Source organism: Salinicola lusitanus (genome assembly GCF_038648475.1).
GTDB lineage: Bacteria > Pseudomonadota > Gammaproteobacteria > Pseudomonadales > Halomonadaceae > Salinicola > Salinicola lusitanus.
Genome location: NZ_CP151919.1, coordinates 282761 through 295720, shown reverse-complemented (window position 1 = coordinate 295720; position 12960 = coordinate 282761). Strand labels below are relative to the sequence as shown.

The window sequence follows — 12960 nt, the reverse complement described above, 5'->3', positions numbered from 1 at the left end:
ACTTCAGGCCGCGACTTCGTTCTCCAGAAACGCCGCTTTCAGCAGCGCCTGGGTATAGGGTTCTCGAGGATTCGAGAAGATCGATTCCACCGAGCCGTGTTCGACGACGCGCCCTTCCTTCATCACCATCACGTCATCGGAGAGTGCGCGAACCACCGAGAGGTCGTGGCTGATGAACAGGTAGGTCAGGCCGTGCTTCTTCTGCAGGTCTCGCAGCAGGTCGATGACCCGGACCTGGACCGAGCGGTCGAGCGCCGAGGTCGGCTCGTCGAGCAGCAGCAGCTCGGGCTTGAGGATCAGCGCGCGGGCGATGGCGATGCGCTGGCGCTGGCCGCCGGAGAACTCATGCGGGTAGCGGTTGCGCATGGCCGGATCGAGGGCGACCTCTTCCAGCGCGGCGATGACCTCGGCCTCGCGTTGACGGCGATTCAACTCGGGATGATGAACCTTGAGACCTTCACTGATGATGTCGCCCACGGTCATGCGCGGGGAGAGCGAACCGAAGGGGTCCTGGAACACCACCTGCAGGCGCGAGCGCAGCGGACGCATGCCGGACTTGTCGAGCCCGGAGATGTCGGCCTCCTCGAAGCGGATGTCGCCTTCGGACTTCAGCAGTCGCAGCAAGGCGCGGCCTAGCGTCGATTTGCCCGAGCCCGATTCGCCGACGATACCCAGGGTCTCGCCACGGCGGATGGAGAGATCGATCCCGCGTACCGCCTCGAAGTATTCGCTCTTGCCGAACAGGCGCTTCTTCAGCGCGAAACGAACCTTGATGTCCCGTCCGCTCATCAGCACCGGTGCGTCTGCCGGGGCAGGCTCCTTGCGCCCGCGCGGAATCGCGTCGAGCAGCATGCGGGTATAGTCGTGCCGAGGATTGTCGAAGACCTCCAGCGTGGGGCCGGTTTCGACCACTTCGCCATACCGCATCACCGCGACGTGATCGGCGAAGTGGCGAACGATGCTCAGATCGTGGGTGATGAACAGGATTGCCATGCCGTATTCGGCCTGCAGCGACTTGAGCAGATCGAGGATCTGCGCCTGCACGGTGACGTCGAGTGCCGTGGTCGGCTCGTCGGCGATCAGCAGTCTGGGTTCGCAGGCCAGCGCCATGGCGATCATCACGCGCTGGCGCTGGCCGCCCGAGAGCTCGTAGGGGTAGCTATCGATCCGGCGTTCCGGTTCGGGGATGCCGACCTGACTCAAGAGTTCCAGGACGCGCTGCCGATTGGCCTGGCCCTTGAGCTGCTTGTGGCGGATCAGCACTTCACCGATCTGCTTGCCGATCCGGTGCAGCGGATTGAGCGAGGTCATCGGCTCCTGGAAGATCATCGAGATGTCGTTGCCGCGCACGCGGCGCATGCGCTTGGGCGTGACCTCCAGCAGGTTCTCGCCGTCGAAGCGGATTGCGCCGGTGGTCTCGGCGAGCTCCGGCAGCAGGCGCATGGCGGCGGTGGAGGTGACCGACTTGCCGGAACCGGACTCGCCGACGAGTGCCATCGTCTCACCCTCGGCAATGGCGAAGCTGACCTCCTTGACCGCCGTCACGGGGCCGGTGGGCAGCTGAAACGTCACGCTGAGCTTGTCGATTTCCAGTAGTGATTGCGTCATCGAGTCATCCTCAGCGTGTGCGCGGGTCGAGGGCATCACGCAACCCATCGCCCAGGAAGTTGAGACAGAACAGCGTGGCGGCGAGGAAGAACGACGGCACCAGCAGCATCCAGGGGGCACTCTCCATCATGTCCACCCCCTCGGAGATCAGCACGCCCCAACTGGTCAGCGGCTCCTGCACCCCGAGCCCCAGGAACGACAGGAAGCTCTCCAGCAGGATCACCTTGGGCACGGTGAGGGTGACGTAGATGATCACCGGGCCAATGGCGTTGGGAATCAGATGGCGGGTGACGATCTTGGTATCCCGCACACCGAGTGCGTGGGCGGCCTCGATGAACTCGCGACGCTTCAGCGCCAGGGTCTGGCCGCGCACGATACGGGCCATGTCGAGCCACTCCACCGCGCCAATGGCAGCGTAGATCAGGAAGATGTTGCGGCCGAACACCACCATCAACAGGATCACCAGGAACATGAACGGCAGCGAGTACATGATGTCGACGAAGCGCATCATGACGTTGTCGACGCGGCCGCCCAGATAGCCGGAGATGGCGCCGTAGAGCACCCCGATCACCAGGCTGACGAAGGAGGCGACCAGCGCCACCGAGAGCGAGACGCGGCCGCCATAGAGCACGCGGGTGAGCAGGTCGCGGCCGTTGGCGTCGGTGCCCAGATAGTGGGCACCTTCCAGCGTCGGGCCGGTACCGAAGGCGTTCCAGTCGACCTCGGCCAGGCCCCAGGGCAGGAACCAGGGGCCGGCGACGCAGACCAGCACGATGGCGATCAGCAGGCCCAGACTGGCCATGGCGGCACGGTTCTGGGTGAGGCGCCGCCAGGCATCCTTGGCCAGGCTTTCGCCCACGGGGGCCGCAGCGGCCTCCGGTTCCGGAGCGCGGGGCGGGTTGGGGCCGCCGGCGGGTAGCGGGGCGCCATCCCGCCGTTCGCCGCTGTAGGGCTTGGAATCAGACGTCATTGGCGGCCTCCCCGGTGGCACGAATGAATGGAGTTGAGGCTCGGTCGTTGGTCATGAGGCGGTCACTGTTCATGAGTCAGTCGTCGTAGCGAATTTGGGGATCGAGCGCGGAGTAGAGCAGGTCGACGATCAGGTTCATCAGCACGATCAGCACGCCGTAGAAGACCACGGTGCCCATCACCAGGGTGTAGTCGCGGTTGAGCGCGCCCTGGACGAAGTAGCGGCCGATCCCCGGGATGCCGAAGATCTGTTCGATCACCACCGACCCGGTGATGATCCCGGCGATGGCCGGGCCGAGGTAGGACATCACCGGTAGCAGGGCTGGGCGAAGCGCGTGGCGCCAGATCACTTCGCCCTCGTTGAGACCCTTGGCCCGCGCGGTGCGAATGAAGTGGCTGCCCAGCACCTCGATCATGCTGGCGCGCATCATCCGGGCGATATAGGCGATCTGCTGGATCGACAGCGCCACCACCGGCAGGACCAGGTTGGGCAGGGCGCCACCGTTCCAGCCCCCGGCCGGCAGCCAGCCCAGCAGCACGCCGAACACCAGGGCGAAGATCGGCGCGATCACGAAGTTGGGGACGGCGATACCGGTCAGCGCCGTGCCCATGACCAGGTAGTCCACGGTGGAGTTGCGCTTGATCGCCGCCGCGATCCCCAGCGGCAGCCCGATCATCAGCGCCAGCAGTATCGCCAGCCCGCCGATCTCCAGGCTGACCGGAAAACCCTGCATGATCAGCTCGGTGACCGAGAAGTCCTTGTACTTGAACGACGGCCCGAAATCGCCCTGGAGCAGATTGCCCATGTAGCGCAGATACTGCATCGGCAGCGGCTCGTCGAGATGGTAGGCGGCCATCAGGTTGGCTTCGATCTCCGGCGGCAGCTGGCGCTCGCCGTCGAATGGGCCGCCGGGCGCCACACGCATCAGGAAGAACGAGATCGTGATCACGATCAGCAGCGTGGGAATCGCCTGCAGCAGGCGCTTGAGGGTGTAGATCAGCATGTATTGCGGTCTCTTCTCGGCTTGGCTGCGGTCATGCGTAATTCACTCGTCGGCATCGTCATTCAGAGGGGTCATTCGGGATCTTCGAAGTGCATCCAGCGGCTCAGATGATCGTCCATCGGGCTCTCCTTCCAGCCGGAGAGCGAGGGCGAGACCAGTGCCGGTCGAATGTAGAAATAGAGCGGCAACATGGCGTAGTCGTCCAGCAGAATGCCCTCCGCGTCGGCCATGAGCCGCGCGCGCTCGTCCGGATCCAACTCGTTCGAGGCGCGCTCCATCATGGCGTCGTAGGCGGCGTTGCTATAGCCGGAGTGATTGTTGGGCACGCCGGTGCGGAACAGATCCAGAAAGTTGCTGGCGTCGTTATAGTCGGCGTTCCACGGCGCCATGCCGATCTGGAAGTCGCCCTGGCGCAATTTCGAGTAGTAGACGGCGGCGTCGCTGTTGGTGAGCGTGACCTCGACCCCGAGCGGCTTCCACATCGCGGCCATGGCAACCGGGATACGCTTGGTGTCCTGATTGGTGATGTAGTCGATCGTCAGATGCAGGGGGTGATCGGGGCCGTAGCCGGCGTCCTGCATGAGCGCTTTCGCTTGGGCGAGCCGCTTAGCCATCGGTTCCCGGGCAAAGTCGAACTCGGGACCGTCATAATGGCTGATCGCGGTGGGCACCAGGCTATAGGCGAGGGGCTGATTGAGCTTGGTGATTTGCGTCGTGATGATGTCACGACGAACGGCAAGGTTGAGCGCCTCGCGAATACGGGGATCATCGAGCACGCTGCCCGGGCGCTGGTTGAACGCAAAATAGAACGTCGCCAGCGTTGGGGTTTCATGCAGCGCGTCAGGCAGATTCTCGCGTGCCCACTCGATGCGATCGGTCGGCACACTGCTGGTCATGTCGACCTCGCCGGCACGAAAGCGATTGAGGGCGGCGCGACCATCGTCGATGGGCAGAAACCGGACCTCGTCGAGCGCGACATTGGCGGCATCGTGGAAGTCGGGGTTCTTCACTGCGGCGATGTGGTCGTGGGAGACCCACTCGGTCAGTTCGAAAGCGCCGTTGGAGATCATGTGACCGGGCTTGGTCCAGTCGCTGCCGTACTGCTCGATGGCGGTGCGTGGCACCGGGTAGGTCGATGCGTGGCTCAGCATCTCCAGGAAATAGCCCGTGGGGCGGGCCAGCGTGACGCTCAGCGTATGGTCATCGCTGGCCTCGACGCCCAGCGCATCGGCTGGTTGTTCGCCCTGGTTATAGGCACGGGCGTTGAGGATCGGATAGAGCATGTAGGCGTAGGGGGCGGCGAGTTCCGGGCTGAGGATTCGACGCCAGGCATAGACGAAGTCGTCGGCGGTCAGCGGCGTTCCGTCCGACCATTTTGCATCGCCACGCAAATGGAAGGTGTAGTGCAGCCCGTCGTCGGAGATGTCCCAGGACTCGGCGACGCCCGGGATCGAGCCGCCATCCGCATCTCGCGTGAGCAATCCCTCGAACAGATCCGAGATGATGGCTGACTCCCAGGTCCCGGTCATCAGCTGCGGGTCCAACGACGAGGGTTCGGCCCCATTGGCGCGGCGCAGGACCTGCTTGCCTCCCTCGATATCGGCCACTGCCATCGGCGGCATCAGTGTGAACATCGCGCAGCTCGCGATGACGAGCAGTTTTCTGACTGTTGTTTTCGTCATGCCTGATTCCGCCCTCGCTCCAGCGGTCTCTCTTGTTGTTGTCATGAGTGCCTCTTCGCCAACGCCCTCGGGTATGGGTCTCAGTTCCCCTGCGGCAGCGAAAGCCAGCGCGACAGGTGCCGGTTGAGCGCGTTGTCTTCCCAGCCATCCAGCTTGGGGTTGACCAGGTTGCGCGAGACGTCGACGTAGATCGGTGCCACCGCATAGTCGGAAAGCGCCTGCCGCTCCGCCTGCTGCAGCAGCTGCTGGCGAGCGTCTTCGTCGGTCTCGCGGCTGGCTTTGGCCATCAGCTCGTCGAACGCCGGGCTGCGATAGCCGCCGTAGTTCTTGGGCGAGTCGCTCTGCAGGATGCCGAGGAAGTTGCTGGCGTCGTCGAAATCCGCGACCCAACTGCCACGACCGACATCGAAGTTGCCGTTGGCGAGCTCGGCGTAGTGGACCGCGCCCTCGGCATTGATCAGTTGCGTCTCGACCCCGAGCGGCTGCCACATCGCGGCCAGCGCCACGGCGATGCGCTTGTTGGCCTCGGTGGTGGAGTAGCGCAGCGTCAATTTCAGCGGATGGCCCGGGCCGTAGCCGGCGTCTTCGAGCAGGCTCCTGGCCTCGGCAATCCGCTCATCCATCGGCCGAGCCAGGCCGGGCATGGTCTGGGCGTCGTAGTGGCTGACGCCGCCGGGGACGAAACCGCTGGCCGGGGAGACGACACCGCCCATGATCTTGTCGGCGATCACGTCGCGGCGGATTGCCAGATTGAGCGCTTCGCGCACGCGCTTGTCGGCCGTCGGATGGCCATCGCGCTGGTTGAGCGCGAAGTAGTAATTGGCCAGCTGCGGTGCGAGGTGAACGGCGTCGGGGAGGTTCTCCTGCAGCCACTGGTAGCGGTCCGGCGAGAAATCACGAACGATGTCGAGACCGCCGGCGCGGAAGCGTTGCAGACCGGCGCTGCGATCCTCGACCGGATAGTAGTCGACCCCATCGAGTACGACGTCGTCGGCGTCGTGGAATTCGGGGTTCTTGCGCGCCGCGATGTGATCGTGGGAGGTCCAGCTTGTCGGGGTGAAGGCGCCGTTGGTCGCGATGTGATCCATCTGGGTCCAGTCGTTACCGAAGCGCTCGATCAGGTGCGAAGGCACCGGCGACGCGGCGATATGCGCCAGCAGTGTCGGAAAGTAGGGCGTCGGCTGGTTCAGGGTGATCTTCAAGGTCTTGGCATCGACCGATTCGACGCCGAGTTCGGGGGCGTCCTGCTCGCTCTTGGTATGCGCTTCGGCGCCGCGAATCGGGTAGAACAGGCTGGCGTAGACGGCGCCGTTGGCCGGATCGAACAGACGCTGGAAGGCGAGTACGAAGTCCCTGGCGACCACGGGCTCACCGTCCGACCAGTTGGCGTCGTCGCGCAGCTCGAAGGTGTAGACGGTACCGTCGTCGCTGACGTCCCAGCCGCTGGCGGCGCCGGGAATGTACTCGCCGGCGGGGTCCAGGGTGACCAGGCCCTCGAACAGATCGCCGAGGACGTCGTTCTCCCAGGTGGTACCCCCGATCCGGGCGGTATCCAGTGACGCCGGCTCACCCTGGATGCCGATACTCAGCGTCGCGGCCTGGGCGGTGGCGACGCCCCCCGACGCGATCAGGCTCGCGGCCATCAGCAAGGGGAGGCCGAGCCGAACGAATCGTCGGCGCGCGCTTTGGTGGGGCTGTTTACGCATGATCGAGTCCATCCGTTGTTGAGCGTTTGTTATGGCCGGGGCTGCTGGCGTATTCGCCGGTTCTGGCGACCCCGTCTCGATCTTAAGTCTTCAGGTTCCTGCTGGAATAGTTCCCGCTGGAATCGCCGTTCCCGGATCGCCCGGGTCGAGATAGCGACGCACGGCGCAGAGCTGCGTTTCGTAGCGACTGCCCGAAAGTCGGCGACATTCGATTCGGGCATTGTTGGTCGGCGCGTGCAGCATGCGGTCATCGCCGAGATAGAGCGCCACGTGATCGGCTACCAGCCGGCCCGTGTCGTTGGGCTTCTCGAAGAACAGCAGATCGCCCGCCTGGCGCTCGTCCGGCGCCACCGGAAGCCCTGTCTCGACCTGGTCGTGGGCGTCCCGAGGCAGACGAATGCCGATGGCGGCGAACAGGCTGTGAACGAGCCCCGAGCAGTCGTAGCCGAAGCTCGAGTTGCCGGCCCAGAGATAGCGCAGACCGTCGAAGCGCCGCCCCAGCGTTTCCAGCGTCGCGGCAGTCGACGGCAGGCTCTCGCCCGGCAACTGGACACTGTCGCGCGGCAGCCAGCCGCGTCCCAGCGATGTCTCCACCCAGACGCGAGACGCTCTCCGGTCAGCGACTTCCGTCACCGGGTCGGCCAGTTTCAGCCGAGTCAGAAAACTCAGTTTCAGCGAGCGTCCCTGGGATAGACCCTGCAGCCAGGCGATGGGAGCCATCACCACCACCGACTCGGCATCGGCCGGACAGCCCTCAGCCTCGACGAGCTGCGCCGCCGGTATCCAGCCGGGGTAGCCGCGCTCGTCCAACGAGGACCGCTGGCTCGGGATCACCACGCGACACCAGTCGTTGTCGTGGCCATCACGATGGCGCTCGAGTATCTCGACCGGCGTGTCCAGCAGTACCTGAGTGGCGAGCCGCTTCTCCTTGCACAGCGCCAGACGGGTCTCGTCGTCCAGTCGGGAGAGCCAGCGTTCGAGCTGTGCCGGGTTGCCCAGCGCCGGGACGTCGATGGCCCGGGGCGCTTCGGGGGAGGTCCACAATCCCGCCACGGCGACGGCGACACAAGTCATGTCGATGCTCCTGGATGACTCATGTCGGCGCCCCCGCAAGACAGCTCAAGCCGTTACTCGGTGAAGTGAACCCAGCGGGACGGATGATCGTCCTCGACGTTGTCCTCCCAGCCCTCGAGCTTCGGATTCACCAGGTTGCGGGTGACATAGGTCAGCATGGGGATGAATGCGTAGTCGTCCAGCGCCACGTTCTCCGCCTTCTCGAGCAGCTTCTCGCGGGCATCCAGATCCTGGGTCTGGGCAGCCTGATCCATCAGCTTGTCATATTCCGGGTTGGAGTAGGCGCCGTAGTTGTTGCCGACCCCGGTGTGCAGCAGGGTGAGGAAGTTCTCGGCGTCGTTGTAGTCGGCGATCCAGCCGGCCCGGGCGACGTCGAAATCTCCCTGCTGAATGGTCTGGTAGTGGACGGTGGCTTCGGAGTTGATCATCTGGACGTTGACGCCCAGCGGCTTCCACATCGCGGCCACGGCGATGGCGATCTTCTTGTGCTCGTCGCTGGTGTTGTAGCGCAGGCGCAGATTCAGCGGATGGTCGGGGCCATAGCCCGCTTCCTGCAGCAGCTCCTTGGCCTTGGCCATGCGCGCGTTCATATCGTCGCTGCCCAGATCCATATGCTGGGCTTCGTAGTGGCTGGTACCGGGCGGGACCATGGCGGTGGAGGCCTTGAAGCTGCCAGCCATGATCTGCTCGGAGAGCACGTTGCGACGAATCGCCAGATTGAGCGCCTCGCGTACCCGCTTGTCGTTCGTCGGGTGCCCGTCGCGCTGGTTGAGCACGTAGTAGTAGGAACCCAGCATCGGGCTCATGTGGGTGGCGTCGGGGAGGTTCTCGGTCAGCCACTGGTAACGGCTGGAGGGGTAATCGCGCAGCACGTCAAGCTCGCCGGCGCGAAAGCGCGAGATGCCAGCGTTGCGGTCTTCGACGGTGAAGTAGTTGACGCCATCCAGGGAGACATCGTCGGCATCGTAGTAGGTCGAGCTCTTCTCGACGCTGATCTTCGACTGCGAGATCCAGTCCACCGGCTTGAATGCGCCGTTGGTGGCGATATGGTCCAGCTTGACCCAGTTCTTGCCGTACTCGTCGACCAGGTGCTTGGGCACCGGGTAGGCAGTGTAGTGGGTCAGCAACTGTGGAAAGTAGGGCGTGGGATGGTTGAGGGTGACCTTGAGCGTCCTGCCGTCGTCGAGAGATTCCGCCCCCAGCGTGTCGGCGGCCTTGTCGCCGGTGTTGATCGCCTTCGCGTTGACGATCGGATAGAGCATGTAGGCGTACTTGGAAGCGTTCTCCGGCGCCAGCAGGTGCTGCCAGCCGAACACGAAGTCCTCGGCGGTGACCGGCTCGCCGTCGGACCACTTCGCATCTTCCCGCATATGGAAGGTGTAGGTCTTGCCGTCGTCGGACACCTCCCACTTCGTTGCCATGCCCGGCAGCAATTCACCATCGGGAGACTGCTTGATAAGGCCCTCATAGACGTCCATCAGCACCTGGGATTCCCACACGCCGCCGGAGACCTGGGAAGTATCGAAAGAGGCGAGCTCGCCCTGGACACCGATACTGAGGGTCTCGGCCAGCGCCGGCGAGGCCATCAGCGAGGTGGCCAGCGCCAGGGCACTCAGGGGAAACAGGGTGCGGGGGAGTTGCAGCTTCGACATCTTTGAAAAGCTCCGACTTGTTGTTGTGAAGATCCGTTGTGAAAGGCTCGCTGTAGGGCGATCGCCGCGAGCGTGCCATCAGTGAATCGGCCAATGGCCATCCCGGGGATCGATGCGACACCTTCGCGCGAACCTCATGATCCGTCTAATTCAAATGCTCGATAGTCCGTTTCATCTCATGCATATAGGTGCGCGAGGGCGGCAGTGACGCCGCCTCCGTTGTGATTTCGGTCACAGCTAGACGTTGGTCTAGTCACTCCGGCAGCTCGATCCAGCGCGAGGCGTGCATGTCCAGCGCGTTGTCGTTCCATCCCTCGATTTCGGGAGTGACCAGATTGCGCGAGCTGTAGGTATAGATCGGCGTCAGCGGATAGTCGGCCAGCGCCAGTGCCTCGGCCTGCTGCATCAGCTGCGCCCGCTTGCCCGGGTCCTGCTCGGCGTCCGACTGGCTGACCAGTTGGTTGTAGTCGTCGTTCTGGTAAGCGCCGTAGTTGTTGGTCTCCGCCGACAGCAGCTGGAGGAAGTTCTGGGCGTCGTCGTAGCTGGAGATCCAGGCGGCGCGGGCAACCTGGAAATCGCCCTCCATCAGATCGGCGTAGTGGACGTTGGCTTCGGTGTTTCTGAGTTCGACGTCGACCCCCAGCGGCTTCCACATCGCGGCGACGGCGACGGCGATCTGACGGTGTTCGTCGCCACTGTTGAACCGCAGGGTCAGCTCGAGGGGCTTGTCCGGGCCGTAGCCGGCCTCTTCCATCAGCGATTTGGCCTTGGCCAGGCGGCTGTCCATGTCGTCATCGAGCCCGGGCTGGGACTGGGCCTCGTAGTCGCTGGTTCCCGGCGGTACCAGCGAGGTGGCTGGCTCGACGCCGCCTTTCAGCAGTTGCTTGGCGATGACGTCGCGGCGAATCACCAGGCTCAGCGCCTCGCGGACGCGCTTGTCCGCCACCGGCGAGCCGTCGCGCAGGTTGAACACGTAATAGTAGGTGCCCAGCGAGGGGAACAGATGGGTGGCATCGGGCAGGTTTTCGGAGAGGCGCGGATACTGCGCCGCCGGATAGTCACGCAGGATATCCAGCTCTCCGGCACGAAAGCGCTGGATGCCGGCGTTCTTGTCCTCCAGCGGGTAGTAGTCGACGCCATCCAGGCTGACGTTGTCGGCATCATGGAAGTGATCGTTCTTGACCGTCTCCAGCTCGGTGTTGGAGACCCACTTCACCGGCTTGAAGGCGCCGTTGACCGCGATGTGGGAGGGGTCGCTCCAGTCGTCGCCGAACTCATCCACCACATGCTTGGGGATCGGGTAGGCGAACGGCAGCACCAGTGTCTTGAGGAAATAGACGGTGGGGGCGTTGAGGGTGATCTTGAGCGTCTTGCCGTCGTCCAGGGATTCGACCCCCAGCGAATCGAGCGGCTTGCTGCCGGCGTTGATCGCCTGGGCATTGACCACCGGATAGAGGCGGTGGGCGTAGTTGGAAGCGGTCTTGGGATCGACCTGGTGGCGGTAGGCGTAGACGAAGTCGTCGGCGGTCAGCGGCTCGCCGTCGGACCATTCGAGGCCGTCGCGCAGATGAAAGGTGTAGGTCTTGCCATCGTCGGAGATCTCCCAGCTTTCGGCGGCGCCGGGGATGATCCGGCCGTCGGCATCGATGGCGATCGGGCCCTCGAAGATGTCCCGCAGCACATCCTCTTCCCACACGCCACCGGTGATCTTGGCCGGGCTCAGCGACGCGGGATCGCCGGAGATGCCCATGTGCAGTGTGGCTGCCTGGATGGGCAGGGCGCTCAGGGTGGCTGCGAAACCGATGGCGGCTGCCAGGCGAGTCGGTGATATCAAAGTGGGATCCCTCGAACGGTAATGGATGATCAGGTTTTTATTCTTTCCACCTTAGCGCATCGTCTCGATTCGCACAGCGTGAGACGGTCGACGGCGGGATGACGCTATGCCGGGGTTTGGCTACAATAGGCGTCCTTTTTTCGACGAGTCGACCACCCCCGTCTTCCGGGAAGGTTCGACGCGTCGGTGGCGACGTTGGCAGGAGCCCCATGCAAGAGATCAATCCGATCAATAACCTCATCAAGGACCTGTCCGAACGGACAGACGTCCTGAGGGGGTATCTTTGACTATGCCGAGAAGAAAGACCGGCTAGAAGAAGTCTCCCGAGAGCTGGAAAACCCGGACGTCTGGAACGATCCCGACTACGCCCAGAAACTGGGCAAGGAGCGGGCGTCGCTGGAAGCCGTGGTCGAGACCATCGACACCCTCGATAGCGGTCTGGCCGACAACCGCGAGCTGCTCGAGCTGGCGGTGATGGAGGAGGACGACGCCACCATCGACGAGGTGCGCAAGGAACTGTCCTATCTCGAGGGACAGCTCGACAAGCTGGAGTTCCGGCGCATGTTTTCCGGCGAGATGGACGAGAACAACGCCTATCTCGACATCCAGGCCGGCTCCGGCGGCACCGAGGCGCAGGACTGGGCCAACATGCTGCTGCGCATGTACCTGCGCTGGGCCGAGCACCACGGCTTCAAGGCCGAGTTGACCGAGGTCTCCGCCGGCGAGGTCGCGGGCATCAAGTCCGCCACCATCCACGTCCAGGGCGAGTACGCGTTCGGCTGGCTCAGGACCGAGACCGGTGTCCATCGGCTGGTTCGCAAGAGTCCGTTCGACTCCGGCGGCCGGCGGCACACCTCTTTCGCGTCGGTGTTCCTCTCTCCGGAGGTGGACGACAGTTTCGAGGTCGAGATCAACCCGGCCGATCTGCGCACCGACACCTATCGCTCCTCCGGCGCCGGCGGCCAGCACGTCAACACCACCGATTCGGCGGTGCGAATCACCCACGAGCCGACGGGTATCGTGGTGGCCTGCCAGAGCCAGCGCAGCCAGCACGCCAACCGCGACTTTGCCATGAAGCAGTTGAAGGCAAAGCTGTGGGAGCACGAGATGCAGAAGCGCAACGCCGCCAAGCAGCAGGCCGAGGAGAGCAAGGCCGACATCGGCTGGGGCAGCCAGATTCGCTCCTACGTCCTGGATGACCAGCGGATCAAGGACCTGCGCACCGGCGTGCAGAGCAGCAACTGCGACAAGGTGCTCGATGGCGATCTGGACCAGTTCATCGAAGCGAGTTTGAAGCAAGGTCTCTAGCTACGGGCTACGGGCTACGGGCTACGGGCTACGGGCTACGGGCTACGGGCTACGGGCGTTATGTTTTGGCTGAGACTTGCATTCGCGGCTCGCGGCTCGCGGCTCGCGGCTCGCGGCTCGCGG

At 64.1% G+C, this 12960-nt stretch carries 9 protein-coding genes; 1 reads left to right on the top strand and 8 read right to left on the bottom strand.

Annotated elements, in window-relative coordinates:
• Window positions 1-3: 3 nt before the first annotated feature.
• From AAGT95_RS01315 to AAGT95_RS01280, 8 genes are all read right to left on the bottom strand, one after another.
• A complete protein-coding gene (locus tag AAGT95_RS01315) occupies window positions 4-1608 on the bottom strand; it encodes an ABC transporter ATP-binding protein (protein ID WP_342595267.1) in 1605 nt (534 codons plus the stop codon).
• A gap of 10 nt (window positions 1609-1618) precedes the next feature.
• Window positions 1619-2578: an ABC transporter permease gene (locus AAGT95_RS01310; RefSeq protein ID WP_110597841.1), complete on the bottom strand. Its 960-nt coding sequence runs from the start codon at window positions 2576-2578 to the stop codon at window positions 1619-1621.
• 76 nt (window positions 2579-2654) lie between these two features.
• On the bottom strand, window positions 2655-3581 hold the full coding sequence (oppB, locus tag AAGT95_RS01305) for an oligopeptide ABC transporter permease OppB (protein WP_110597840.1): 927 nt from the start codon (window positions 3579-3581) through the stop codon (window positions 2655-2657).
• Between the two features lie 71 nt (window positions 3582-3652).
• Window positions 3653-5263, bottom strand: coding sequence for a peptide ABC transporter substrate-binding protein (locus AAGT95_RS01300; protein ID WP_342595266.1), 1611 nt, complete (start codon window positions 5261-5263; stop codon window positions 3653-3655).
• A gap of 80 nt (window positions 5264-5343) precedes the next feature.
• Window positions 5344-6969 carry a peptide ABC transporter substrate-binding protein gene (locus AAGT95_RS01295; protein ID WP_342595265.1) on the bottom strand — a complete coding sequence of 542 codons (1626 nt, stop codon included), beginning with the start codon at window positions 6967-6969 and terminating at the stop codon, window positions 5344-5346.
• Between the two features lie 90 nt (window positions 6970-7059).
• Window positions 7060-8043: a C40 family peptidase gene (locus AAGT95_RS01290; protein ID WP_342595264.1), complete on the bottom strand. Its 984-nt coding sequence runs from the start codon at window positions 8041-8043 to the stop codon at window positions 7060-7062.
• A 53-nt stretch (window positions 8044-8096) separates the two neighbouring features.
• Complete coding sequence (locus AAGT95_RS01285; protein ID WP_342595263.1) at window positions 8097-9695, bottom strand: peptide ABC transporter substrate-binding protein; 1599 nt, start codon at window positions 9693-9695, stop codon at window positions 8097-8099.
• Between the two features lie 253 nt (window positions 9696-9948).
• Window positions 9949-11529 carry a peptide ABC transporter substrate-binding protein gene (locus AAGT95_RS01280; RefSeq protein ID WP_342595262.1) on the bottom strand — a complete coding sequence of 527 codons (1581 nt, stop codon included), beginning with the start codon at window positions 11527-11529 and terminating at the stop codon, window positions 9949-9951.
• Between the two features lie 209 nt (window positions 11530-11738).
• Here AAGT95_RS01280 and prfB point away from each other — a divergent pair.
• Window positions 11739-12837 (top strand): peptide chain release factor 2 gene (prfB, locus tag AAGT95_RS01275; RefSeq protein ID WP_110707787.1). Its coding sequence is split into 2 segments (ribosomal slippage): window positions 11739-11813 and window positions 11815-12837, totalling 1098 coding nucleotides; the frame shifts between segments, so codons are not numbered across the junction.
• Window positions 12838-12960: the final 123 nt, after the last annotated feature.